General features: G+C 70.5%; 20 protein-coding genes and 5 tRNA genes. 10 read left to right on the top strand and 15 right to left on the bottom strand.

The genetic code is table 11. From position 1 onward, the window contains the following. Positions 1 to 86: 86 nt before the first annotated feature. Positions 87 to 590 (bottom strand): MarR family winged helix-turn-helix transcriptional regulator, encoded by a 504-nt coding sequence (locus ACF1GV_RS15125; RefSeq protein ID WP_391680392.1) that lies wholly within the window; start codon positions 588 to 590, stop codon positions 87 to 89. 69 nt (positions 591 to 659) lie between these two features. Here ACF1GV_RS15125 and ACF1GV_RS15120 point away from each other — a divergent pair, with 69 nt between their 5' ends. Then, entirely contained in the window at positions 660 to 1,790 is a 1,131-nt protein-coding gene (locus ACF1GV_RS15120) for a dihydrofolate reductase family protein (protein ID WP_391680390.1), read from the top strand. Positions 1,791 to 1,869: 79 nt separating this feature from the next. Here the strand turns inward: ACF1GV_RS15120 and ACF1GV_RS15115 are convergent. The 4 genes from ACF1GV_RS15115 to ACF1GV_RS15100 all read right to left on the bottom strand — a co-directional run bounded on the left by ACF1GV_RS15115 (position 1,870) and on the right by ACF1GV_RS15100 (position 5,585). After that, positions 1,870 to 1,942: transfer RNA gene (locus ACF1GV_RS15115), tRNA-Lys, on the bottom strand. Between the two features lie 227 nt (positions 1,943 to 2,169). Then, positions 2,170 to 4,335: a DEAD/DEAH box helicase gene (locus tag ACF1GV_RS15110; RefSeq protein ID WP_391680388.1), complete on the bottom strand. Its 2,166-nt coding sequence runs from the start codon at positions 4,333 to 4,335 to the stop codon at positions 2,170 to 2,172. Positions 4,336 to 4,589: 254 nt separating this feature from the next. Continuing rightward, positions 4,590 to 5,126, bottom strand: coding sequence for a hypothetical protein (locus ACF1GV_RS15105; RefSeq protein ID WP_391680386.1), 537 nt, complete (start codon positions 5,124 to 5,126; stop codon positions 4,590 to 4,592). Between the two features lie 108 nt (positions 5,127 to 5,234). Next, on the bottom strand, positions 5,235 to 5,585 hold the full coding sequence (locus ACF1GV_RS15100) for a metallopeptidase family protein (RefSeq protein WP_363268238.1): 351 nt from the start codon (positions 5,583 to 5,585) through the stop codon (positions 5,235 to 5,237). A gap of 83 nt (positions 5,586 to 5,668) precedes the next feature. Between ACF1GV_RS15100 and ACF1GV_RS15095 the strand changes: the two genes are divergently transcribed. The 4 genes from ACF1GV_RS15095 to ACF1GV_RS15080 all read left to right on the top strand — a co-directional run bounded on the left by ACF1GV_RS15095 (position 5,669) and on the right by ACF1GV_RS15080 (position 7,597). Continuing rightward, on the top strand, positions 5,669 to 7,210 hold the full coding sequence (locus ACF1GV_RS15095; RefSeq protein ID WP_391680384.1) for a metallophosphoesterase: 1,542 nt from the start codon (positions 5,669 to 5,671) through the stop codon (positions 7,208 to 7,210). A gap of 81 nt (positions 7,211 to 7,291) precedes the next feature. Further along, positions 7,292 to 7,364, top strand: a tRNA-Glu gene (locus ACF1GV_RS15090). A gap of 60 nt (positions 7,365 to 7,424) precedes the next feature. Then, a tRNA-Asp gene (locus ACF1GV_RS15085) sits at positions 7,425 to 7,499 on the top strand. A 24-nt stretch (positions 7,500 to 7,523) separates the two neighbouring features. After that, positions 7,524 to 7,597, top strand: a tRNA-Phe gene (locus tag ACF1GV_RS15080). A 61-nt stretch (positions 7,598 to 7,658) separates the two neighbouring features. Here ACF1GV_RS15080 and ACF1GV_RS15075 read toward each other — a convergent pair. Beyond that, a complete protein-coding gene (locus ACF1GV_RS15075; RefSeq protein WP_391680383.1) occupies positions 7,659 to 8,033 on the bottom strand; it encodes a hypothetical protein in 375 nt (124 codons plus the stop codon). Between the two features lie 311 nt (positions 8,034 to 8,344). Here ACF1GV_RS15075 and hrpA point away from each other — a divergent pair, with 311 nt between their 5' ends. The 3 genes from hrpA (at position 8,345) to ACF1GV_RS15060 (ending at position 13,087) form a co-directional block, all read left to right on the top strand. Further along, complete coding sequence (gene hrpA, locus ACF1GV_RS15070) at positions 8,345 to 12,289, top strand: ATP-dependent RNA helicase HrpA (RefSeq protein ID WP_391680381.1); 3,945 nt, start codon at positions 8,345 to 8,347, stop codon at positions 12,287 to 12,289. A gap of 91 nt (positions 12,290 to 12,380) precedes the next feature. Beyond that, positions 12,381 to 12,455: transfer RNA gene (locus ACF1GV_RS15065), tRNA-Asp, on the top strand. Between the two features lie 431 nt (positions 12,456 to 12,886). Beyond that, on the top strand, positions 12,887 to 13,087 hold the full coding sequence (locus ACF1GV_RS15060) for a DUF6274 family protein (protein ID WP_391680379.1): 201 nt from the start codon (positions 12,887 to 12,889) through the stop codon (positions 13,085 to 13,087). 439 nt (positions 13,088 to 13,526) lie between these two features. Here ACF1GV_RS15060 and bldC read toward each other — a convergent pair whose 3' ends face one another. After that, complete coding sequence (gene bldC, locus ACF1GV_RS15055; protein ID WP_003949541.1) at positions 13,527 to 13,733, bottom strand: developmental transcriptional regulator BldC; 207 nt, start codon at positions 13,731 to 13,733, stop codon at positions 13,527 to 13,529. A gap of 589 nt (positions 13,734 to 14,322) precedes the next feature. After that, positions 14,323 to 15,165 carry a hypothetical protein gene (locus ACF1GV_RS15050; RefSeq protein WP_391680377.1) on the bottom strand — a complete coding sequence of 281 codons (843 nt, stop codon included), beginning with the start codon at positions 15,163 to 15,165 and terminating at the stop codon, positions 14,323 to 14,325. 244 nt (positions 15,166 to 15,409) lie between these two features. Here ACF1GV_RS15050 and ACF1GV_RS15045 point away from each other — a divergent pair, with 244 nt between their 5' ends. After that, complete coding sequence (locus ACF1GV_RS15045) at positions 15,410 to 16,516, top strand: Leu/Phe/Val dehydrogenase (protein WP_391680376.1); 1,107 nt, start codon at positions 15,410 to 15,412, stop codon at positions 16,514 to 16,516. A 314-nt stretch (positions 16,517 to 16,830) separates the two neighbouring features. Beyond that, a complete protein-coding gene (locus ACF1GV_RS15040) occupies positions 16,831 to 17,085 on the top strand; it encodes a DUF3073 domain-containing protein (protein WP_363268245.1) in 255 nt (84 codons plus the stop codon). Positions 17,086 to 17,219: 134 nt separating this feature from the next. Here ACF1GV_RS15040 and purM read toward each other — a convergent pair whose 3' ends face one another. The 7 genes from purM to purS all read right to left on the bottom strand — a co-directional run bounded on the left by purM (position 17,220) and on the right by purS (position 24,556). Beyond that, entirely contained in the window at positions 17,220 to 18,284 is a 1,065-nt protein-coding gene (gene purM, locus ACF1GV_RS15035; RefSeq protein WP_391680374.1) for a phosphoribosylformylglycinamidine cyclo-ligase, read from the bottom strand. 43 nt (positions 18,285 to 18,327) lie between these two features. After that, the gene (purF, locus tag ACF1GV_RS15030) at positions 18,328 to 19,857 is read right to left on the bottom strand and encodes an amidophosphoribosyltransferase (RefSeq protein ID WP_363268247.1); all 1,530 of its coding nucleotides are present in this window, start codon (positions 19,855 to 19,857) and stop codon (positions 18,328 to 18,330) included. Positions 19,858 to 19,918: 61 nt separating this feature from the next. Further along, positions 19,919 to 20,380, bottom strand: a complete 462-nt coding sequence (locus tag ACF1GV_RS15025) for an META domain-containing protein (protein ID WP_391680373.1) — start codon at positions 20,378 to 20,380, stop codon at positions 19,919 to 19,921. A gap of 47 nt (positions 20,381 to 20,427) precedes the next feature. Continuing rightward, entirely contained in the window at positions 20,428 to 21,225 is a 798-nt protein-coding gene (locus ACF1GV_RS15020; RefSeq protein WP_391680371.1) for a sterol carrier family protein, read from the bottom strand. 135 nt (positions 21,226 to 21,360) lie between these two features. After that, positions 21,361 to 23,619: a phosphoribosylformylglycinamidine synthase subunit PurL gene (gene purL / locus ACF1GV_RS15015; protein ID WP_391680370.1), complete on the bottom strand. Its 2,259-nt coding sequence runs from the start codon at positions 23,617 to 23,619 to the stop codon at positions 21,361 to 21,363. Further along, positions 23,616 to 24,296: a phosphoribosylformylglycinamidine synthase subunit PurQ gene (gene purQ, locus ACF1GV_RS15010; protein ID WP_363268251.1), complete on the bottom strand. Its 681-nt coding sequence runs from the start codon at positions 24,294 to 24,296 to the stop codon at positions 23,616 to 23,618. Before purQ ends, purL begins: the two co-directional genes overlap by 4 nt. Then, entirely contained in the window at positions 24,293 to 24,556 is a 264-nt protein-coding gene (gene purS, locus ACF1GV_RS15005) for a phosphoribosylformylglycinamidine synthase subunit PurS (RefSeq protein ID WP_361665493.1), read from the bottom strand. Before purS ends, purQ begins: the two co-directional genes overlap by 4 nt. Positions 24,557 to 24,629: the final 73 nt, after the last annotated feature.

Here is a 24,629-nt window from a genome sequence, read left to right as displayed (position 1 = left end):
AAGCAGAAGCTCAGAAAGGGGACCCTACCTCTGCTTGAAACTTGAAGCAATACGCGGCGCCGCAGAGCTGCCGGGTATGACGTGACTCACCCGCACGGCGGCGCGGACCGCCGACGCCAGGGGACGTCCTCCGCGTCCGCCCCCTGCAGCGCCCGTGTGATCCCCGCGCAGATCTCCTCCAACTGCCCGACCTGCTCCGCGCCGAGATGGTCGAACAGCGCGGCCCGGACCGTCTCCACATGGCCGGAGGCCGCGCGCTCGACGTGGGCCAGCCCCTCACCGGTCAGGACGGCGATGCTGCCCCGCTTGTCCGACGGGCAGCTCTCGCGCGCCACCAGCCCGTCCTTCTCCAGCCGGGTCACCGCGTACGTCAGCCGGCTGCGGGTGATCTTCAGCGCCTCGGCGAGGTCGGTCATCCGCAGCCGCCGCTCGGGCGCCTCGGACAGGGTGGCCAGGATGGAGTAGTACAGATGCGGCATGCCGGCGTCCTGCTGGAGCTGCCGGTCCAGCGCGTCCTCCAGAAGGTGCGTGGCCGCGAGGTAGGCGCGCCAGGCACGCTGCTCGTCGGGGGTGAGCCAGCGGGTCGTCATGCCGCCAGTGTAGTTTTGTTTCAAACTTGAACCAAGCCGTGTCCGTCACCTCACCCGCCGGGGAGCGCGATGCCCCACCCGTACGTCCTGCTGTCCGCGGCCGTCTCACTCGACGGCTACCTGGACGACACCGGCCCCGATCGTCTGCTGCTGTCCGGCCCGGCCGACTTCGACCGTGTCGACGAGGTCCGCGCGTCCGTCGACGCGATCCTCATCGGCGCCGGCACCCTGCGCGCCGACAACCCGCGGCTGCTGGTCAACTCGCCCGAGCGGCGGGCGGCCCGCGTGGCGGCCGGCCTCCCCGAGTACCCCCTGAAAGTCACCGTCTCCGCCTCCGGCGACCTGGACCCGGCGGCGAACTTCTGGCACACGGGAGGCGAGAAGGTCCTCTACACGACGCTGGAAGGCGCCGAGCGGGCGAGCCGGGCCGGCATCCGCGCGGACATCGTCCCCCTTGGCCACGACCTGGACTGGCCCCGCCTCCTCGACCATCTGCACGGCGCCCGGGGCGTGCGGCGCCTGATGGTCGAGGGCGGCGGCACGATCCACACCCAACTGCTCCAGCAGCAGCTGGCCGACGAACTCCAGCTGGTGCTGTCCCCCCTCCTCGTCGGCGACCCCGGCGCCCCCCGCCTCTTCGGCCCCGGCGCCTACCAGAGGGGCCGACTGCGCCTGCTGCAGACGCGGCAGATCGAGGACGTCGTCCTCATGCGTTACGCGCCCACCGCCCCCGGCACGGGCACCGGCGCCGCCCCCGCCGACCGCCACTGGCTGCGTCTGGCCTGCGAGCTGGCGGACCGGTGCCCGCCCTCGGACACGGCGTTCAGCGTCGGCGCGGTGATCGTCGCGGCCGACGGCACCGAAGTGGCCCGCGGCCACTCTCGCGAGGCCGGCGACCCCACGGTCCACGCCGAGGAAGCGGCCCTCGCCAAGATCCCGGCGGACGACCCCCGCCTGCCCACCGCCACGGTGTACACCAGCCTGGAACCCTGCACCCGCCGCGCCTCCCGCCCCCACCCCTGCGCCGAGCTGATCCTCCGGGCGGGCGTACGCCGGGTGGTGACGGCCTGGCGCGAGCCGGACACCTTCGTCCCCGGCGCCGACGGCAGCGGCGCGCTGACGGCCGCGGGCGTGGACGTGGTGGTACTGCCGGAGTTCGAAGCGGCGGCGCGCGAGCCGAACCGTCATCTGCTCGGCTGACGCGACAGCGCCCGGGCCGGTCGGACCGGTCCGGGCGCTGGGGGCGGGCGGGAGGGGATGAACCCCTCCCCCGCATGCGTAGGCCCTGTGGGACTCGAACCCACAACCAATGGATTAAAAGTCCACTGCTCTGCCAATTGAGCTAAGGGCCCGGGCGATGTTGCCTCCCCGAGCATAGCGGGACGAGCCCGCGTCGCCGATCGGGTATCGCTGACGCGGCCGCGTCGGACGGCCGGCCGGGGCCGGAAGTGTCGGCTGTGGACCGGTTCGCGACCCTCGGGCGGGATGCGGAAAGGCCCGCACGACCGAAGTCGTACGGGCCTTCACCTCAGTGCTGCGACACCGTCAGCCGGTGCGCCGGCGTCAGCCGTTGCATGCGTCAGCCGTTGCGCTTCCAGCGCGGCTTGTCGTCGCGGCGGCCGAAGGAGGAAGAGGGGGAGGAGGAGGAGGAGCCGCCACGGTGCTCGTCACGGCGGCCGTAGGGACGCTCGTGGCCGCCGGTGCGGAAGCCCGGGCGGTCGTCGCGGCGGTCGCGGTTGAACGGGCGGTCGTTGCCACGGTGGCCGCCACGCTCGTCGCGACGGAAGCCACCGCGGTCGTCACGGCGCTCGAAGGTACGGCCGCCACGGTCGCGGTCGAACGGACGACGCTCGTCACGGCGGAAGCCGCCACGCTCGTCGTCACGGCGGAAGCCGCCACGGTCACCGCGGTCACCACGGTCGCCACGGTCGTTGCGCTCACCGTCGCGGCGCTCGAAGGTACGGCCACCACGGTCGCGGTCGAACGGACGACGCTCGTCACGGCGGAAGCCGCCGCGGTCACCGCCACGGTCACCGCGCTCGCCGTCCCGGCGGTCGAAACCGCGCTCACGGTCCCGGCGGTCGAAGGAACGACGGTCGTCGCGGTCCTGCGGACGACGGTCGTCACGGTCGTACGAACGGCGGTCGTCGCGGCGGTCGTCCCGGCGGAAGCCACCGCGGTCACCGCCACGGTCGCCGTCCCGGCGCTCACGGCGCTCGTACGGCGCCGCCGCCGGACGCTCGGCGCGCTCGGCGCGGTCCACGTCCTCGGCACCCGGCTGCTCCGGCACCGACACCTCGGCCACGACCTGCGCCGCGGCGGCCTCGACGGCCGCGGCCGGGTCCTCGCCCCGCTCGCGCGCCACCCGGGCGACCAGCCGGTCGGCCTCCTCGCGCAGCTCCGTCGCACGCCGCTGGGCGCGCTCGAGCTCCTTGGTGAGCTGGGCGACCTCGCGCTCGGCCTGGGTCGCGGCGTTGCCCGCGGACTCGGCCTGGACCTCGGTCATCGAACGGGCGCCGGTGATCTCGGCGACCTCCGGGTCGAAGGCGCCGGCGCTCTGGATGATGTGGCGCGCGGCGTCCACGCCGGCGTCCTCCATCAGGCGGAAGATCTGGCGGCGCTGGTGCGGCAGGGAGAGGGAGACGACCGTGCCGGTACGGCCCGCACGCGCGGTACGGCCCGCACGGTGCAGGTAGTCCTTGTGGTCGCCGGCCGGGTCGACGTTGAGCACCAGGTCGATGCCGTCGACGTGGATGCCGCGCGCGGCGACGTCGGTGGCGACGAGGCAGTTGACGTACCCGTCCTTGAAGTCGGCCAGGGTCCGGGTACGGGCGCCCTGGGTCATGCCGCCGTGCAGCGCGTCGGCCTTCACTCCGGCGTCGCGCAGCTGCTCGGCGACGCGGTCGGCGCCCAGCTGGGTACGCACGAAGATGATGGTGCGGCCCTTGCGGGAGGCGATCGCGGCGGTCACCGGCGCCTTGTCCTTGGGCTTCACGATAAGGATGTGGTGCGACATGGTCGTCACCGCGCCCTGGGCCGCGTCCACCTCGTGCAGGACGGGCTCGCTCAGGTAGCGGTCGACGAGGGTCTTGATCTCGTTCTCCATGGTGGCGGAGAAGAGCATGCGCTGACCGCCGGACGGCACCTGGTCGAGCAGCTCGGTGACCTCGGGCAGGAAGCCCAGGTCGGACATCTGGTCGGCCTCGTCGAGGACGGTGATCTCCACGTCCTCCAGCGAGCAGGCGCCGCGGTTGATGATGTCGCGCAGACGGCCCGGGGTGGCGACCAGGATGTCGACGCCGCGCTCCAGGGCGTAGATCTGGTTGCCCATGGAGGTGCCGCCGCAGACGACCTTCATCTTCAGGCCGAGAACGTCGCCGTAGGGCTGGAGGGCGTCCGCGACCTGCATGGCCAGCTCACGGGTCGGGGTGAGGATGACCGCGCGGGGGCGCTTCTTCTCGGTGCGGCCGCCGGCCAGGCGGGCCAGGGTCGGCAGACCGAAGGAGAGGGTCTTGCCGGAGCCGGTGCGGCCCCGGCCGAGGATGTCCTTGCCGACCAGCGCGTCCGGGATGGTCGCGGCCTGGATCGGGAAGGGGGTGGTCACGCCGTTCTGCGCGAGCTTGCGCACGACGCCCTCGGGGAGACCGAGGTCGGCGAAGGTGAGCTCGGGGGTGGTGTCCTGAGGGGTGTCCTGGGAACCGTTGTCCTCGGACACGACGGCGTGATCAGTACTGGCGATGGACATGCGAATGCGAAACCTTCCGGAGTCTCGTCGGCACGCGCCCGTCAACTCCGTGATTCGCACACGACCGCCTCGATGCGGTCCGCCACGGCAAGGGAGAGTACGCGCCACACGGCGCGCTTCTGCGTTGGCGCCGGGCAAATGGGATCAAACGATCTACCACCATACGCACCTCGGGCCCCCCAAGGCAAACCGCGTGGATGAGCCGCTGCTCACACCGACGGCACGGGCGCCGGGCGCGGACCTCCGGCCCCGGCTCACACCGGAACCCCGACCCGCGGTGCCGGCTCGCGCTGCATCAGCTGCGGCCCGGTCCCCTCGTGCGCGGACGAGGAGGGCTGCGGGGCCGGCGGCTCGGAGGTGGCCGGCGGCTGGGACGGCTCCGGCGTGGGCTCCGGCGCGGGCGTGGTGTGCGTGGGGGTCGGCTGCGCCTCGGTCGGCGACGGCTCGGGCGGGCGCGGGAGCTGCGGCGCCGGCGAGGGCCGGCCGCCGACCGCCTGCGACGGCGTGCCCGTGGGTGCGGCCGACGCCGTGGCGGGGTCGCCGGACGCGCCCCCGCCGTCCTTGGCGTCACCGTGCCCGTGCCCGTGGGCGTCACGACCGGACCCGGCGCCACCGGCACCGCCCCCGGACACCGCCACGCCACCGTCGGGACCTTCACCGCCCCGCGACCCCGCCGAGTGCGACGGCCTGGCCTGGCTTCCGTCCTGGTCCCCCACGCTCATGCAGCCGGCGGCCGCGGCCACGGCGATGACCGTGGCGGCCAGGCGGACGGGTACGTACAAGGGGCGCACGGGCAGCCACCTCCGGGATGAGGGAGAGTCGACGTGCCCAACTCCCGCCGCCCGCAAGAGGACACGCCCGGGGCCCCGCCGTCCGGGCGCACGCGGGCGCCGTAAGACCTACCCGTAGCCCAGGCTGTGCAGCCGCGCGTCGTCGATCCCGAAGTGGTGCGCGATCTCGTGCACCACGGTGATCTCGACCTCCTTCACGACCTCCGCGCGGCTCTCGCAGAACCGCAGGGTCGGCCCCCGGTAGACGGTGATGCGGTCCGGCAGCACCCCGGCATACCACTCCCCGCGATCGGTCAGCGGGGTGCCCTCGTACAGCCCGAGCAGCTCGGGATCATCCGCCGGCGGTTCGTCCTCGACGAACACCGCCACGTTGTCCATCAGCCGCGTCAGCTCCGGCGGAATCCGGTCGAGCGCCTCGGCGACCAGTTCCTCGAACTCCTCGCGCGTCATCTCCAGCACACCGCCATTGTCCGGTACGACGCCCCCACCCGGCCGTCGTACGGCGCCGCATACCCGCACCCGGACTTGGGCATACGGCACCAATGGTCCGCGTCCTGCCCGCAGCCCGTCACCGCACGAAACGACCCCGCCCGGCCCCACTCACCCTCGACGACCAGCCCTCCCCCTGGCTCCGCGCCTGCGGCCTGATCGCGGTCGTACTGCTCGGCGCCTGGCTGGGCCTGCTGGTCGTCGGCGACGTCCGGGCGCCCGTCGGCCCCATGGACACGACCATGACGCTGCGTCCCTCCCTGACCGGCGGCACGAAGATCAACGTCTCGCCGCTCGGTGCGCTGCACCTGGACAGCCACATCGCCCCGGTACGGCTGGACGTGAACGTCGACCAGCTCGACCCCGACCGCGCCCAGGCCCTGGTCGACCACCCCGAACGCATCTCCGGGCTCCAGGACGAGGTCGCCCGGGACGTCGAGCACGGCACCCTCGACCTGGCCCTGCGCTCCTGCGTGGCCGTCGTCATCGGCGCGACGGCCCTGGGCCTGGCCGTCTACCGCCGCCCCCGCCGCGCCCTGGCCGCCGGCGGCCTCGCGCTCGCCCTCCTGACCGCCTGCGGAGTGACGGCGTACGCGACCTGGAACCCCAAGTCCGTCCTGGAACCGAAGTTCTCGGGCCTGCTCTCCTCGGCGCCCTCGCTGGTGGGCAACGCGCGCAACATCGTCACGGAATTCGACGTCTACCAGAAGGAACTGGCCCGCCTGGTGACCAACGTGACCAAGCTGTACGACGTCACCTCCACGCTCCCCGCCTATCAGCCCGACCCGACGACGATCCGCGTCCTGCACGTCTCCGACATCCACCTCAACCCGGCCAGCTGGAAGATCATCAGCTCGCTGGTGCAGCAGTACAAGGTCGATGTGATCGTCGACTCCGGCGACACCATGGACCACGGCACGGCGGCGGAGAACGGCTTCCTCGACCCGATCCGGGACCTCGGGGCGCCCTACGTCTGGGTCCGGGGCAACCACGACTCGACGACGACGCAGGACTACCTGGAGCACATGAAGAACGTCCACGTCCTGGACGACGGCCGGGCCGTGTCCGTCGCCGGCCTGCGCTTCGCCGGCACCGGCGATCCGCAGTACACCCCCGACCGCGCTGTCGAGCCGGGCGGCGACGCGGCGGAGGAGCTGGCCGGCGCCCGCCTCGCCACCGCCCTGCGCGACCAGAAGGCCAAGGGCACGCCGGTGGACATCGCGATCGCCCATGAACCGGTCGCGGCCCGCCAGACGGACGGCGAGGTGCCGCTGGTCCTGGCCGGCCACATCCACCACGAGGCGACCGAACTGCTGCCCTACGGCACGCGTCTGCGCGTCGAGGGCTCCACGGGCGGCAGTGGTCTGCGCGCGGTGGAGGGCAAGCATCCGGACCCGATCGAGGCGTCGATCCTCTACTTGGACCGTGGCACCCACCGCCTGCAGGCCTGGGACGAGATCGAACTGGGCGGGCTGGGCCTGACGACGGCCGAGGTCAGCCGCCACCTGCCGAAGGAGAACCAGCCCGGCGGCTCACCGTCCCCGTCGTCGCCGTCGGCCCCCGCCCCGTCATCACCGTCGCCCAGCCGCCCCTGAAACCGTTTTGGCGATACCCCCCGCCATCCCATATGCTTCTCACGTCCCCGACGCGCTGAGAAGCGCCCAGGCGGGCCGATAGCCCTCATCGTCTAGCGGCCTAGGACGCCGCCCTTTCAAGGCGGTAGCACGGGTTCGAATCCCGTTGGGGGCACGCAGTATCGTGTGCGACACTGTCCTAGGCGTCAGCCGAAGGCAAGCGCAGACACCACTTGGTCCTGTGGAGCAGTTTGGAGTGCTCGCCACCCTGTCAAGGTGGAGGCCGCGGGTTCAAATCCCGTCAGGACCGCTGAGGTTTCACGTGAAACCTCGTGGCTGGGTAGCTCAGTTGGTACGAGCGATCGCCTGAAAAGCGATAGGTCGCCGGTTCGACCCCGGCCCCAGCCACAAGAGCCCTATCGGGGCAAACACCCCCTCCGGGATTCCGGAGGGGGTGTTCTCGTGTGCGTTACCTGGTCTCGGTGTAGCCCGCGACCAGCGTGGAGCGCAGGGGGCAGGTGACCGAGGACTTCTCGCCCAGGGCGACCCACGGGCCGTGGACGGTGACCAGGCGGGAGTGGATGAAGGGGCCGGTGCCGTGGTCCTGGTCGCAGACCGCCTTGGCGCGGTGCTGGCTGGCCTTCTTCGTGCCGACGCTCGTGATGACGTAGCAGTGCGACGTCACCTTCTTGCGCGGGATGGACGTCGCCGTCTTGTCGCACTTGTAGAAGTGGGCGGTGGCGGCCTGGGCCTGGCCCGCGCTGACGCCCGTGAACGCGAGCGCGCCGACGGCCGGCAGCACGGCCAGGGCGGCAGCGCGCTTCCACTGGGTGAACGTGGTCATGGAAACTCCCCGATTCAGCCGCTCAGCCGACCTGCGCGGTGTCCGGGCAGGTGAGAGCGGTCCCCGTTGGGTGATGGATGGTCGAAGCCCCTGGGGGTGAGCGTGCGAGGGAGCCCTGCGCGGCCTGTGGCTTGCGTCGATGGCGGATCCCGCATCCCCCGTGGAGCGGTCGCGATCAACATAAAGGTCCGGTCACCGAATGATCAACTTCCGGCCACGTGACCCTGTCCACACCCGTCGGCGTCCCCCGCTCGGGGTCCGGAGCAAATCGTTCGCCAGTCTTTTGGGCGAGATGAGATCCTGGATCGCGTATGTCTACGCACCCTGCCCCCGCCCTCGGCGCTCTCGCGCCCCGACTGACCGAGCTGTCCCTGCGTGACGCGCACCGGCTCGGCCGCAGGCTCGAAGGCGCGCGCAAGATCCGCAAGCCGGAGGCCCGCGCCGCCGTCCTCGCCGAGATCGAGGCCGAGGTCGGCAAGGCCGAGGAGCGGATGAGCGCCCGCCGCGAGCGCCTGCCCGCGATCACCTATCCCGAGCAACTGCCCGTCAGCCAGAAGAAGGACGACATCGCGGCCGCCATCCGCGACCACCAGGTCGTCATCGTCGCCGGTGAGACGGGCTCCGGCAAGACCACGCAGATCCCGAAGATCTGCCTGGAGCTGGGCCGGGGCGTGCGCGGCATGATCGGGCACACCCAGCCGCGCCGGATCGCCGCCCGCACCGTCGCCGAGCGCGTCGCGGACGAGCTGAAGACCCCCCTCGGTGAGGCCGTCGGCTGGAAGGTCCGCTTCACCGACCAGGTGAACCCGGACGCCACCTTCATCAAGCTGATGACGGACGGCATCCTGCTCGCCGAGATCCAGACCGACCGCGAGCTGCGCGCCTACGACACAATCATCATCGACGAGGCCCACGAGCGGTCCCTGAACATCGACTTCCTGCTCGGCTACCTCGCCCAGCTCCTGCCGCAGCGTCCCGACCTCAAGGTCGTCATCACCTCGGCCACCATCGACCCCGAGCGTTTCTCGCGGCACTTCGGTGACGCCCCGATCATCGAGGTCAGCGGGCGGACGTACCCGGTGGAGGTGCGCTATCGGCCGCTGCTGGAGGAGGACGGGGACGACGCCGACCGCGACCAGATCACCGCGATCACGGACGCCGTCGAGGAGCTGATGGCGGAGGGCAAGGGGGACATCCTGGTCTTCCTCTCCGGTGAGCGCGAGATCCGGGACACGGCGGACGCGCTGACGAAGAAGCAGTACAGGTTCACGGAGATCCTCCCGCTGTACGCACGGCTCTCGCACGCCGAGCAGCACCGCGTCTTCCAGCCGCACACCGGGCGCAGGATCGTTCTGGCGACCAACGTCGCCGAGACCTCGCTGACCGTCCCCGGCATCAAGTACGTCATCGACCCCGGCTTCGCCCGGATCAGCCGTTACAGCCACCGCACCAAGGTGCAGCGGCTGCCGATCGAGCCGATCTCCCAGGCCAGCGCCAACCAGCGCAAGGGCCGTTGCGGCCGTACCTCCGACGGCATCTGCATCCGCCTGTACAGCGAGGAGGACTTCGAGGCCCGCCCGGAGTTCACGGACGCCGAGATCCTCCGTACGAACCTGGCCTCCGTCATCCTGCAGATGACCGCCGCCGGCCTCGGCGACATCGAGAAGTTCCCCTTCATCGACCCGCCGGACCACCGCAACATCCGCGACGGCGTCCAGCTGCTCCAGGAGCTGCACGCCCTGGACCCGGCGCAGAAGGACCCGCGCAAGCGCCTGACCGACACCGGCCGCAAGCTCGCCCAGCTGCCCGTCGACCCGCGTCTGGCCCGGATGGTCCTGGAGGCCGACAAGAACGGCTGCGTCCGCGAGGTCATGGTCATAGCGGCGGCCCTGTCCATCCAGGACCCGCGTGAGCGCCCTGCCGACAAGCAGGCCCAGGCCGACCAGCAGCACGCCCGCTTCAAGGACGAGACCAGCGACTTCCTCGCCTACCTCAACCTGTGGCGGTACATCCGCGAGCAGCAGAAGGAGCGCGGCTCCAGCTCCTTCCGCCGGATGTGCAAGCAGGAGTACCTCAACTTCCTGCGCATTCGCGAGTGGCAGGACATCTACACGCAGCTGCGCACGGTCGCCAAGCAGATGGGCATCCACGTCAACGAGGACGATGCCCCCGCCGACCGCGTCCACGTCTCGCTGCTGGCCGGTCTGCTGTCCCACGTCGGGATGAAGGACGTCAAGGACGGCAACAAGAACGAGTACCTGGGCGCCCGCAACGCCAAGTTCGCGATCTTCCCGGGCTCGGCCCTGTTCAAGAAGCAGCCGCGTTTCCTGATGTCCGCGGAGCTCGTCGAGACGTCCCGCCTGTGGGCGCGGGTCAACGCGAAGATCGAACCGGAGTGGGTGGAGCCGCTCGCCGGCCATCTGATCAAGCGGACGTACAGCGAACCGCACTGGGAGAAGGACCAGGCCGCGGTGATGGCGTACGAGAAGGTCACGCTGTACGGCGTGCCGATCGTCGCCCAGCGCAAGGTGAACTACGGCCGGATCGACCCCGAGGTCAGCCGCGAGCTGTTCATCCGCAACGCCCTGGTGGAGGGCGACTGGCGCACGCACCACAAGTTCTTCTCGGACAACCGCAGGCTCCTGAGCGAGGTCGAGGAGCTGGAGCACCGGGCCCGCCGCCGTGACATCGTCGTGGACGACGAGACGCTGTTCGACTTCTACGACCAGCGGGTGCCCGAACACGTCGTCTCCGGTGCGCACTTCGACTCCTGGTGGAAGCGCAAGCGGCAGGAACAGCCGGACTTCCTGGACTTCGAGCGGGAGATGCTCATCCGGGAGTCGGCGGAGGCGGTCACCAAGGCCGACTACCCCGACTCCTGGCGGCAGGGCGAGCTGAAGTTCCGGGTGACGTACCAGTTCGAGCCGGGCGCGGACGCGGACGGTGTGACGGTCCATATCCCGCTCCAGGTCCTCAACCAGGTCACCGACGAGGGCTTCGACTGGCAGATCCCGGGCCTCAGGGAGGAGCTGGTCACCGAGCTGATCCGCTCCCTGCCCAAGCCGATCCGCCGTCACTACGTGCCCGCGCCGAACTATGCGAAGGCGTTCCTCGAGAGGGCGACGCCGCTGCAGGAGTCGCTGACCACGACGATGGCCCGTGAGCTAAAGCGCATGGTCGGCGTTCCCTTCGAGGCGGAGGACTTCGACTGGGCGAGGGTCCCCGACCATTTGCAGATCACCTTCCGGATCGTCGACGAACGGCGCCGCAAGCTGGCCGAGGACAAGGACCTTCAGGCGCTGAAGCTCCAGCTGAAGCCGAAGGCCCGCAAGGCCCTCTCCCAGGCCGCGGCCGCGACCGCCTCCCGGCAGGGCGGGGAGTCGCTGGAGCGCAAGGGGCTGACGGACTGGACGATCGGCTCGCTCACCCGCGTCTTCGAGACCCGCCGAGCCGGTCAGCCGGTGAAGGCCTACCCGGCTCTGGTGGACGACGGTGACACGGTCTCCGTGCACCTCTTCGACACGGAGGCGGAGCAGGCGGAGGCGATGTGGAAGGGCATGCGCCGGCTGATCCTGCGCAACATTCCGGTCAACCCGGCGAAATTCGCGAGCGATCGTCTGACGAACGCCCAGAAGCTCGCGCTGTCGGCGAATCCGCACGGTTCGATCCAGGCGCTGTTCGACGACTGCGCGATGGCGGCGGCGGACAAGCTGATCGCGGACTTCGGCGGGCCGGTGTGGGACGAGGAGTCCTACCGCAAGCTGTACGACAAGGTGCGCGCGGAGATCGTGGACACGACCGTGCGCACGGTCGGCCAAGTCCAGCAGGTGCTGGCCGCCTGGCAGGCCTGCGAGCGCCGCCTGAAGGGCCTGCGCAGCCCGGCGCTGCTGGCGAACCTGCAGGACGTGCGCAAGCAGCTGGACGCCCTGGTGAAGCCGGGCTTCGTGACGGCGACCGGGCTGCGGCGGCTGCCGGACCTGATGCGGTATCTGATCGCGGCGGACCGGCGGCTGCAGCAGATGCCGACGAACGTGCAGCGGGACACCACGCGCATGGAGAAGGTCCACGAGATGCAGGACGAGTACGCGTGGCTGCTGGAGCAGATGCCGCAGGGGCGGCCGGTGCCGCAGGCGGTGCTGGACATCCGCTGGATGATCGAGGAGCTCCGGGTCAGCTACTTCGCCCACGCGCTGGGCACCGCCTACCCGGTCTCCGACAAGCGGATCGTGAAGGCGATCGACGCGGCCGTACCGTAGCCGGGTGCGTGCGGAGGGTGAGTTCGACCAGGGGCTCACCCTCCTGTAGAGTCCTTCTCGCAGCGCAGGAGCGACAAGCGCCGCAACACCTGGTCCTGTGGAGCAGTTTGGAGTGCTCGCCACCCTGTCAAGGTGGAGGCCGCGGGTTCAAATCCCGTCAGGACCGCAGTATGAGGGCCCGTCCATAGCGGACGGGCCCTCAGTCGTTCCGCCCCACAAGGGGAAGGCACCGCCCCGCCGCCCACCCGCTCGCCACCCTGTCGAGGTGGAGGCCGCGCCCGCGGCGCAGCCGCAATCCGGCAGAGCAGATACCGTCAGGACCGCAATACGAGGCCCGCCATTGGACCGGCCCTCAGTCGTTCCGCCGACACGGCGATGCCCGCCCCGCAAGGGGCGGGCCTTTTGCCTGCCTCCACACACCGCACCCGCCGATACAAACGACCGAGACCCACCCGGCCCCGGGTCGCGGTCGTGGAGCTTGTGGCTCCTCTCGTGTCCGGCGCGGCCCGGCAGGAACCCGTGGCCTTGACGGCGTCACATTCCGCCGGTACCCCAGAAGCACGGGCCCGTTCCCCGCGGGGCTGACGGAGGTGGCGTATGGCGACATCGGTGAAGCACGAGACGCGAGCGCTGCTCCGGGCGCATCTGTCGGCCGCGTCGTCGTACGGGCATCTGACCCGCCGCTGTCCGGTCTGCCATCGCCTGCAGCGGCTGGCGCTGGCCACGGCTCCGGCGAACCCGCAGCCGGCCGGCGAGACCCTGGAGACCGGAGAGGACGAATCTCCCGGCGAGGCGTGAGCGCACCCGGGCCCAACACCCGTGTCCGCATGGGACGCTGGAACCCGCGCCTCCACTAGCGCACGGCGGCGTCGGGCAACAAGGACAGTGGCATGTGACGGGAGTCACCGCACGAGTTTCCGGAGTGCCCGTTCTTACCCCGCTCCTACAACCCGTCAATTTAATATGTGCAATTGCACCCTCGTCAGGGCATCCCCGCAGAGTCCCACCAGAGTCCGACAAGGGCGCTCACAGACCCCCGCCGGGACGCGCACCGTGCGCACCACGCGCACAAAAAAGATCGCGCTGGACCCGGCGGAGTCCAGCGCGATCGACGACGCACCCGTTCGTTCCGTGTGGGCGTGGGGCCTGTTGGGGCAGTCCCCGCGTCGCTTGGAGCTGTGGTTCCGGGCGGTCCGGCAGGTTGGGGGACCTGGCGTTTCGCCCGTTATTCAGTTGTTCAGGCCTCGCTGCGCTGCTGCGGGATGCCCGCGAGCAGAGCGCGGACCTCGGCCTCGCGGTAGCGGCGGTGCCCGCCGAGCGTGCGGATCGACGTGAGCTTGCCGGCCTTCGCCCAGCGCGTGACCGTCTTCGGGTCGACGCGGAACATGGTGGCGACCTCAGCCGGGGTCAGCAGCGGCTCGGCATCAGGGGTGCGAGCGGTCATGAGCGGCCTCCTCGGGAGAACCGAACCTTCTCGGTTCTTTCCTCTAAATTCTGCACCTTGACCCGCGTTGCCCGAAATGGCGGACGCGAGTCGAGTCGGTTATAGGACGAACGGCTTGTCCTCGGCACTACAACTACACCATCTGTCCAGCCGCGTCGGCCAAACCGATGGAATTGCCCTCCCAGGTGTTCATCAGCGACGGAAGCCGATGGACCATGCCATAGCGGACAGTCACGCCACTGTGACGATCAGTCACAGTGGCGTCAGGAGATACCAGACCCCCCAAAGCGTGCAATGCTGAGATTCCGCCCACAGTGGAGCATAGTTGGGCGGCAGGAGTCCTCCCCGGACTCCTTGTCCTATTTTGGCACGAGGGCGGGTAACGGGCGCAAGGGGCGTGTACGTGCCGTCTGTCACGCTTGACGCAAACGCCCGGATCGGGGCCTACGTCCCGTCAACTCGCGTAGTGCGGAGTCCGTCCGGTGCGTAGACCGTACGCGGTGAGGTGCGTCACGGCCGTGACGCACCTCACTTCACTCGAACCTCTGTCGGATCCTCTGGATCCTCCGGCGCGCGGCCTGGCGGTACGTCAGTTCGCCGAGCGCAGGTCGCGCACCGCCCGCCAGCGCTCCACCAGCCGCCCGTAGGCCGCGCCGGCCGCCACCCCGTCCCCGCGCCGCAGCGCCGCGATCCCCTCGGCCACATCGGCGGCCGAGTGGTCGTCCTCCAGCGCCCCCGCGGGCAGCGCGTGGACCAGGCCGCCGTAGTCCAGCTCCACCAGGGAGCGCGGGTGGAACTCCTCCAGCCAGCGCCCCACGTCCATGACGCCCTCCACCAGCGGCCCCTCGTCCATGGTGTCCTTCAGCGTGCGCAGCGCCCGGGCGACCCGGCGCCGGGCCTGCACCATCGGAGTGCGGTAGCGCAGCACCGGGGCCAGGGCCGCGGAGCCCTTGTCGTACTCCCGCTCCTCATCGGAGACCAGTACGAACCAGTTCAGCGGCACCTGCCAGGTGGCGGTGCGGATCCACGGCCTCGCGTCGGGGTTGCGCTCCCGCCACCGCTCGTAGTCCTGGGCCGCCTGGCGGCGCACCACCTCGGGCAGGACGGCCTCCAGCACCGGCTTCGGCAGCTCCTCGCCCAGGCCGGCCAGCGCCTGCCAGCCGCGCAGCCGGGTCCGCCACGGGCACACGCACACCACGCCGTCCACCTCCAGCACGAAGGCGTCGTCGCTCTCGTGCACCGGCACCGCGACGGGCGGGATGGGCAGCAGGTCGGCCAGCGAGCGGCGGAGTTCCTCCTGGTAGGAGGGGCGCTCGGGGCGGCGGGCGTAGCGCGCCCAGTGGCCGCGCTCCGGCTCCGGGAAGGCGGCCAGCGGCTCGTACACCCGCAGATACGCCGCATACGGGACGATCACCGAGGACACCTTGGGCACGCCTGCTCCCTCCCCCGCGGGCCGCTGCGGAAACCTTCCGGGCCCGCAGCCACACCCTGCGGGAAATCCATGCAAATCGTCGCACGGTCGCGCACGCGCGTACGTGGCCGTACTCCCTGAGAAGGTGATCTGCGGCACTGCGCGGCGCATGGTCGGTGACAGGCTCTACCCTCATGCCACGGGGCCCCGTCCACCCCCACGGAGCTCCGCGTCACTCGCCGCAATTTACTCAGGAGTCACCACCGTGACCGATGTAACCGGCGCACCTGTTGGTGTACTGCGCACCCTGTTCCACTCGGACCAGGGCGGCCATGAGCAGGTCGTGCTCTGCCAGGACCGCGCGAGCGGCCTGAAAGCCGTCATCGCCCTTCACTCCACCGCGCTGGGCCCCGCACTCGGCGGCACGCGCTTCTACCCGTACGCCACCGAGGAGGAGGCCGTCGCCGACGCCCTCAACCTCGCGCGCGGCATGTCGTACAAGAACGCCATGGCCGGTCTCGACCACGGCGGTGGCAAGGCCGTGATCATCGGCGATCCGGAGCGGGACAAGACCGAGGAGCTGCTGCTCGCCTACGGTCGCATGGTCGCCTCGCTCGGCGGCCGGTACGTCACCGCGTGCGACGTCGGCACCTATGTCGCCGACATGGACGTCGTGGCCCGCGAGTGCCGCTGGACCACAGGCCGCTCCCCGGAGAACGGCGGCGCCGGCGACTCCTCCGTGCTCACCGCCTTCGGCGTCTACCAGGGCATGCGCGCCTCCGCGCAGCACCTGTGGGGCGACCCGTCGCTGCGCGGCCGCACGGTCGGCATCGCCGGTGTCGGCAAGGTCGGCCACCACCTGGTCGAGCACCTGCGTGCGGAGGGCGCCGAGGTCGTCGTCACCGATGTGCGCGAGGACGCCGTACGCCGCATCCTCGACCGGCACCCCGAGGGTGTCCGCGCCGTCGCCGACACCGAGGCGCTGATCCGGACCGAGGGCCTGGACATCTACGCCCCCTGCGCGCTCGGCGGCGCACTGAACGACGACACCGTGCCGGTGCTGACCGCGAAGGTCGTCTGCGGCGCGGCGAACAACCAGCTCGCCCACCCGGGGGTGGAGAAGGACGTCGCCGACCGCGGGATCCTCTACGCGCCGGACTACGTGGTGAACGCGGGCGGGGTCATCCAGGTCGCCGACGAGCTGCACGGCTTCGACTTCGACCGGTGCAAGGCGAAGGCCGCGAAGATCTTCGACACCACGCTGGCCATATTCGCACGTGCGAAGGAAGACGGCATTCCGCCGGCCGCGGCAGCCGACCGGATCGCCGAGCAGCGGATGGCCGAGGCCGCCGCCGCCAAGCGCGGACGCTGACGTTCCGTACCGCTCACCGTACGGCGAGCGCACGGGTTCGTGCGGTACCTGCCGGTGGGGACTTCGAGAGAACTCTCACTTCCACCGGCGGGTCGTCCTCGGATTAGTGGTTAAAATCGCCATTGACCAGCGAGGACGGGGCGCCTCGGTGGTCCTGTGCACACGCGCGTGCTGCGGGCGACGTACCGTATGGGCGCGGGCTCAGGTACCGTGGAAGCCCTACGGACCGGCCTCTCTGCGGAGAGTCCGTGCCGGAACATGAACGCGTGTCAGACTCTGGGGCCGTCGAGCCCCGTCGTTGAGGGGGTCGAGCCATGGGGCGCGGCCGGGCCAAGGCCAAGCAGACGAAGGTCGCCCGCCAGCTGAAGTACAACAGCGGTGGGACGGACCTCACACGCCTGGCCGAGGAGCTGGGCGCATCGACGTCGAACCAGTCGCCGAACGGCGACCGGTTCGAGGACGATGAGCACGACGACGACGACCTGTACTCCCGGTACGCCGACCTCTATGGGGACGACGACGAGGAGGACGAGGACGACCAGTCCTCGCAACACCGTCGCGGCGCGTAAGACTGCACGGCATCCGCCGTTTGACCCGGTCCGGGGTTCAGCTCCGGACCGGGTTTCGTGCTGCCGTGCCGCGGGCTCCGCCCCTGAGGGACCCCACGCTCTGCGCGAGCAGCGGGGCCCCGGGGGCCGGTACGTCACGCGTAGTCGCCGACCAGTTCCGCGCCGGTGGTGTGCTCGCCCCGGTCGGTGATCTCACCGGCGACCCAGGCCTCCACGTCGCGGTCGGCCAGCGTGGCCAGGGCCACGTCCACCGACTCCTGCGGGACGATCGCCATCATGCCGACGCCCATGTTCAGCGTCTTCTCCAGCTCCAGCCGCTCGACCTTGCCGGTGCGGCCGACGAGGTCGAAGATCGGGTCCGGTGTCCAGGTGGAGCGGTCGACCACGGCGTGCAGCGTGTCCGGGATCACCCGGGCGAGGTTCGCGGCGAGGCCGCCGCCGGTGATGTGGCTGTAGGCGTGCACCTCGGCCGTCCGGGTGAGCGCCAGGCAGTCCAGCGAGTAGATCTTGGTGGGCTCCAGCAGCTCCTCGCCGAGGGTGCGGCCGAGCTCCTCGATCCGGGCGTCCAGGGACAGCCCGGCCTGGTTCAGCAGGACGTGCCGCACCAGCGAGTACCCGTTCGAGTGAAGCCCGGAGGACGCCATGGCGATGACGGCGTCACCCGTGCGGATGCGATCCGGGCCGAGCAGCCGGTCGGCCTCCACGACGCCCGTACCGGCGCCCGCGACGTCGAAGTCGTCCGCGCCCAGCAGGCCCGGGTGTTCGGCCGTCTCGCCGCCCACCAGGGCGCAGCCGGCCAGCACGCAGCCCTCCGCGATGCCCTTGACGATCGCGGCGACCCGCTCGGGGTGGACCTTGCCGACGCAGATGTAGTCGGTCATGAACAGCGGCTCGGCGCCGCACACCACGATGTCGTCCATGACCATCGCGACCAGGTCGTGACCGATGGTGTCGTAGACACCCATCTGGCGGGCGATGTCGACCTTCGTGCCCACGCCGTCGGTGGCGGAAGCGAGCAGCGGCCGCTCGTAGCGCTTGAGGGCGGAGGCGTCGAAGAGGCCGGCAAAGCCGCCGAGGCCGCCGAGGACCTCGGGGCGCTGCGTCTTCTTCACCCACTCCTTCATCAGCTCGACGGCGCGGTCGCCCGCTTCGATGTCGACGCCGGCAGCCGCGTAGGAGGCACCAGTTGTCTCAGACATGGTGAGGAGAACTTTCGTGTCGTACGGCAGGTGATGCGGCGCCCTACGGGCGGCGAATGGCGTCGGCGGCGGCCGTGGCGGCGGGACCCGCGGCCAGCTCGGTCTCCAGCAGCTGCTTGCCGAGCAGCTCGGGGTCGGGCAGCTCCATCGGGTACTCGCCGTCGAAGCAGGCGCGGCACAGGTTCGGCTTGGCGATGGTGGTCGCCTCGATCATGCCGTCGATGGAGATGTACGCCAGCGAGTCGGCGCCCAGGCTGGTGCCGATCTCGTCGATGGTCATGCCGTTGGCGATGAGCTCCGCGCGCGTGGCGAAGTCGATGCCGAAGAAGCAGGGCCACTTCACGGGCGGCGAGGAGATCCGGATGTGGACCTCGGCGGCGCCCGCTTCGCGCAGCATGCGCACCAGGGCGCGCTGGGTGTTGCCGCGGACGATCGAGTCGTCGACGACGACCAGGCGCTTGCCCTTGATGACTTCCTTGAGCGGGTTCAGCTTCAGGCGGATGCCGAGCTGGCGGATGGTCTGCGAGGGCTGGATGAAGGTCCGGCCCACGTAGGCGTTCTTCACCAGGCCGGCGCCGAACGGGATGCCGGAGGCCTCCGCGTAGCCGATGGCGGCCGGGGTGCCGGACTCCGGCGTCGCTATCACCAGGTCGGCCTCGACGGGCGCCTCCTTGGCGAGGCGGCGGCCCATCTCCACGCGGGAGAGGTACACGTTCCGGCCGGCGATGTCGGTGTCCGGGCGGGCCAGGTACACGTACTCGAAGACACAGCCCTTGGGCTTTGCTTCCGCGAATCGGGAGGTGCGCAGGCCGTTTTCGTCGATGGCGACGAACTCGCCCGGCTCGATCTCGCGGACGTAGCTGGCGCCGCAGATGTCCAGGGCGGCGGACTCGGAGGCCACCACCCAGCCGCGCTCGAGGCGGCCCAGGACCAGCGGGCGGATGCCCTGCGGGTCACGGCCGGCGTAGAGGGTGTGCTCGTCCATGAAGACGAGCGAGAAGGCTCCACGCACCTTCGGGAGGACGACGTGCGCCGCCTCCTCGATGGTCAGCGGCTTGCCGTCCTCGTCGACCTGGGCGGCCAGCAGGGCCGTCAGCAGGTCGGTGTCGTTGGTGGCCGCCACCCGGGTGGAGCGGCTGTTGGTGTCGCTCGGCAGGTCGGCGACCATCTCCGCGAGCTGCGCGGTGTTGACCAGGTTGCCGTTGTGGCCGAGCGCGATCGAGCCGTGCGCGGTGGCACGGAACGTCGGCTGGGCGTTCTCCCACACGGAGGCGCCGGTGGTCGAGTAGCGGGCGTGTCCGACCGCGATGTGACCCTGGAGCGAACCGAGCGAGGTTTCGTCGAAGACCTGGGAAACCAGGCCCATGTCCTTGAAGACGAGGATCTGGGAGCCGTTGCTGACCGCGATTCCCGCGGATTCCTGACCCCGGTGCTGGAGGGCGTAGAGCCCGAAGTACGTGAGCTTTGCGACCTCTTCACCCGGAGCCCAGACACCGAAGACGCCGCAAGCGTCCTGGGGGCCTTTTTCGCCGGGAAGCAGATCGTGATTGAGTCGACCGTCACCACGTGGCACGTTCTCGAGTGTAGGCGAGATCGACCACTGGTCCGAATTGGGGATGTGCGGACCCTACGGATCACTTCCGTGCCACGGCTTGGATGATCGTTCCGTTTGCGCAGGTCAGCGTGAGGGTGCGGTGCTCGATGCGGTACCTGAGCGTGCTGTTGAAGACGCCGAGCAGGGTCCGCTCGGTGTGCATGAGTGAGGCGTCGCACATCATTCGGGTCGTGGTCGGGGACCCCAGGGTGATATGCCCGTCGCGCACGGTGGCGGTGGCGCTGAAATGGTTGCAGCCGAGGCGGCCGCCGGCCTTGCCGGTCTTCGCGTCGAGGCTGAGGTGCGCCGTGCTCTTGGGGTGATCGGTGCCCTCGTGCGTGGTGATGCTTTGGATCCGCCAGTCGGTGCCGGTCACGGACGGTTCGGGTCCGACGGTGCCACTGCCGGCCTGCCCCGCGTGTTCGCTGCCGCAGGCCGCCGTGGCCAGGGGGACGAGCAGGGCGGCGGCCATCAGGGTCATGCGCTGCGTGTGCCTGTCCATGCCGGTTGGACGGGGCCGTCGAGGGGCTGGTTCCGCACAGCGTGTCGTCAGGCCAGCAACGGCAGCAGCCCGCTCAGGTCAGCCCGCTCCCCGCTCGCGTCGACCTTGGCCGCATCGACGGCGTCCTTCCACTCCAGCCGCCCGGTGGCGAGCCGGATCCAGGTGAGCGGGTCGGTCTCGACCACGTTGGGCGGGGTGCCACGGGTGTGCCGGGGCCCCTCGACGCACTGCACGACGGCGTACGGCGGGATCCGCACCTCGGTGGCGCCGCCGGGCGCCTTGACGGCGAGGGCGTCGGCGAGCAGCCGGGTGCACGCGGCGAGCGCCTGCCGGTCGAAGGGCACGTCGAGGCCCGGTACGGCCGCGTTCAGGTCGTCGGTGTGGACGATCAGCTCGACGGTGCGGGTGACCAGGTAGTCGTCCACCGTCAGCGCGCCCCCGCTCGCGGCCAGCAGCCGGGTGCCGGGGTGGGCGGCGAGGTCGGCGGTGAAGCGCTCCTCGGCGGCGGCGAGGTAGGCGTCGAGGTCGGGATGCTCGTCGGCGAGTCTGCGGGCGTGCCCGGCGATGTCGGGCGCATCGGCGGCGATCGCGGAGGGCCAGTCGAGCAGTGCCCCGCCCGGCCGGGCGGGCTCGGGCAGGCTCACCAGCCGGGAGAACGCGCGCAGGGTCATGCCGAGGTGGGCGACCAGATCCCGCACGGTCCACTCGCCGAGCCGGGTGGGCAGCGCGAGTTGCTCGGGGGTGAGGGTGCGCACCGCCTCGCGCACGTGCCCGAACTGGGCGTGGACGGCGGTGCGGATCTTGGCCAGGTCGTAGGTCCGGGTGCGTTTCTTCGCCGGGGGCATGGCGGCGAGCCTATGCCTTGACGCCGTGTCGGCTCAGGCCGATTTGGCTCGGCTCGTCGCCGGTGGGCGGGAGAGCGAAGGCCCCGCCCGTGCGGAAACGGGCGAGGCCTTCGGTGTCGTACGACCGGCCGGTGGTTACGCCAGCAGCGCCGGGATCGTCTCCTCGTGGGCCGTGCGCAGGTCCTCCAGGGACAGCTCGAACTCGCCCTGGAGCTCGATGGTGTCGCCGTCCACGACGCCGACGCGGGTGGCGGGCAGGCCGCGGGCACCGCACATGTCGTTGAAGCGGACCTCCTCCGAACGCGGCACCGCGACGATCGCGCGGCCCGCCGACTCGGAGAAGAGGAAGGTGAACGCGTCCAGACCGTCCGGGACGATCAGTCGGGCGCCCTTCTCCCCGAGCAGCGCCGACTCGACCACGGCCTGGATCAGGCCGCCGTCGGACAGGTCGTGCGCGGAGTCGATCATGCCGTCGCGGGAGGCGGAGATCAGGATCTCGGCGAGCAGGCGCTCGCGCTCCAGGTCCAGCTTGGGGGGCAGGCCGCCCAGGTGGTCGTGGATCACCTGCGACCAGGCCGAACCGCCGAACTCCTCACGCGTGTCGCCGAGGAGGTACAGCAGCTGGCCCTCCTCCTGGAAGGCGACGGGCGTACGGCGGGCGACGTCGTCGATCACGCCGAGGACCGCCACGACCGGGGTCGGGTGGATGGCGGCCTCGCCGGTCTGGTTGTACAGCGAGACGTTGCCGCCGGTCACCGGGGTGCCGAGCTGCTGGCAGCCGTCCGCCAGACCGCGCACGGCCTCCGCGAACTGCCACATCACCGCCGGGTCCTCGGGCGAGCCGAAGTTCAGGCAGTCCGACACGGCGAGCGGCTTCGCGCCGGTCGTGGCGACGTTGCGGTAGGCCTCGGCGAGGGCCAGCTGCGCGCCCGTGTACGGGTCGAGCTTGGCGTACCGGCCGTTGCCGTCGGTGGCGATGGCCACGCCGAGGCCGGTCTCCTCGTCGATGCGGATCATGCCGGAGTCCTCGGGCTGGGCGAGGACGGTGTTGCCCTGCACGAAGTGGTCGTACTGGGACGTGATCCACTTCTTGGAGGCCTGGTTCGGGGAGGCGACCAGCTTCAGGACCTGCTCGCGCAGTTCCTGCGAAGTCGCCGGACGCGGCAGCTTGTTCGCGTCGTCGGCCTGCAGCTCGTCCTGCCAGGACGGGCGGGCGTACGGGCGCTCGTAGGTCGGGCCCTCGTGGGCGACCGTGCGCGGGTCGACGTCGACGATCTTCTCGCCGTGCCAGAAGATCTCCAGGCGGTCGCCGTCGGTCACCTCACCGATGACCGTGGCGATGACGTCCCACTTCTCGCAGATCTCGAGGAAGCGGTCGACCTTCTCCGGCTCGACGACCGCGCACATGCGCTCCTGCGACTCGCTCATGAGGATTTCCTCGGGCGAGAGCGTCGAGTCGCGCAGGGGTACGTCGTCGAGGGTGACGCGCATGCCGCCGGAGCCGTTGGACGCCAGCTCGGACGTGGCGCAGGACAGGCCTGCCGCGCCGAGGTCCTGGATGCCGACGACCAGCTTCTCCTTGAACGCCTCCAGGGTGCACTCGATGAGGAGCTTCTCCTGGAAGGGGTCGCCGACCTGCACCGCGGGACGCTTCGACGGCTTGGCGTCGTCGAAGGTCTCCGAGGCGAGGATCGACGCGCCGCCGATGCCGTCGCCGCCGGTGCGGGCGCCGTACAGGATGACCATGTTGCCCGCGCCGGACGCCTTCGCGAGGTGGATGTCCTCGTGCCGCATCACGCCGATGGCACCGGCGTTGACCAGCGGGTTGCCCTGGTAGCAGGCGTCGAAGACGACCTCGCCGCCGATATTGGGCAGGCCGAGGCAGTTGCCGTAGCCGCCGATGCCGGCGACCACACCGGGCAGGACGCGCTTGGTGTCGGGGTGGTCGGCCGCGCCGAAGCGCAGCGGGTCCACGACCGCGACCGGGCGGGCGCCCATCGCGATGATGTCGCGGACGATGCCGCCGACGCCGGTCGCGGCGCCCTGGTACGGCTCCACGTACGACGGGTGGTTGTGCGACTCGACCTTGAAGGTGACCGCGTAGCCCTGGCCGACGTCGACGACACCGGCGTTCTCACCGATGCCGACCAGCAGGGCGTCGTTCTCGGGGGCCTTCTCGCCGAACTGGCGGAGGTGGACCTTGGAGGACTTGTACGAGCAGTGCTCGGACCACATGACCGAGTACATGGCGAGCTCGGCTCCGGTGGGCCGGCGGCCGAGAATCTCGACCACGCGCTCGTACTCGTCCTTCTTCAGGCCGAGTTCGGCCCAGGGCAGCTCGACGTCGGGGGTCGCGGCCGCGTGCTCGACCGTGTCCAGAGGCGTCCGGCTCATGCGTTGACCAGCTTCTTGAGGATCGAGGTGAAGAACGGGAGACCGTCGGTGCGGCCGGTGCCGATCAGCGGCTCGACGGCGTGCTCCGGGTGCGGCATCAGACCGACGACGTTGCCGGCCTCGTTGGTGATGCCGGCGATGTCCCGCAGGGAGCCGTTGGGGTTGAAGTCCACGTAACGGAAGGCGACGCGGCCCTCCGCCTCCAGCTTGTCGAGCGTGTACTCGTCGGCGACGTACCGGCCGTCCATGTTCTTCAGCGGAATGTGGATCTCCTGACCGGCGCTGTAGTCGCTGGTCCAGGAGGTCTCCGCGTTCTCCACCCGCAGCTTCTGGTCGCGGCAGATGAAGTGGAGGTGGTCGTTGCCGAGCATCGCCCCCGGGAGGAGGTGGGCCTCGGTGAGGATCTGGAAGCCGTTGCAGATGCCGAGGACCGGCAGGCCGGCCTTCGCCTGCTCGATGACGGTGTCCATCACCGGCGAGAAGCGGGCGATGGCACCGGCGCGCAGGTAATCACCGTAGGAGAAACCACCGCACAGCACCACGGCGTCGACTTGGTGGAGGTCCTTGTCCTTGTGCCACAGGGCGACGGGTTCGGCGCCCGCGAGGCGGATCGCGCGCTGCGTGTCCCGGTCGTCGAGAGATCCCGGGAAAGTGACGACGCCGATACGAGCGGTCACTTCGCCGCCTCCGCGACTTCCTCGACCTTGACGGTGAAGTCCTCGATCACGGTGTTGGCGAGGAAGGACTCCGCAAGATCGTGAATGCGGGCGAGGGCGGCGTCGTCGACCGGGCCCTCAACTTCCAGTTCGAATCGCTTTCCCTGACGGACGTCCGAGATCCCTTCGAATCCCAGGCGCGGCAGCGCACGCTGGACCGCCTGGCCCTGGGGGTCGAGGATCTCCGGCTTGAGCATGACGTCGACTACGACGCGTGCCACTGGCACTCCCGGTGTGTGGTGCTGAGCAGGTTCCTTCAGACTACCCGCACAAAATTTCTACGCGAGTAGAGTT

This window comes from Streptomyces sp. NPDC014006, from assembly GCF_043088925.1.
Taxonomy (GTDB): domain Bacteria; phylum Actinomycetota; class Actinomycetes; order Streptomycetales; family Streptomycetaceae; genus Streptomyces.
Note: the sequence above shows the minus strand (reverse complement) of the source record. Positions and strands in the feature narration are given on the sequence as shown.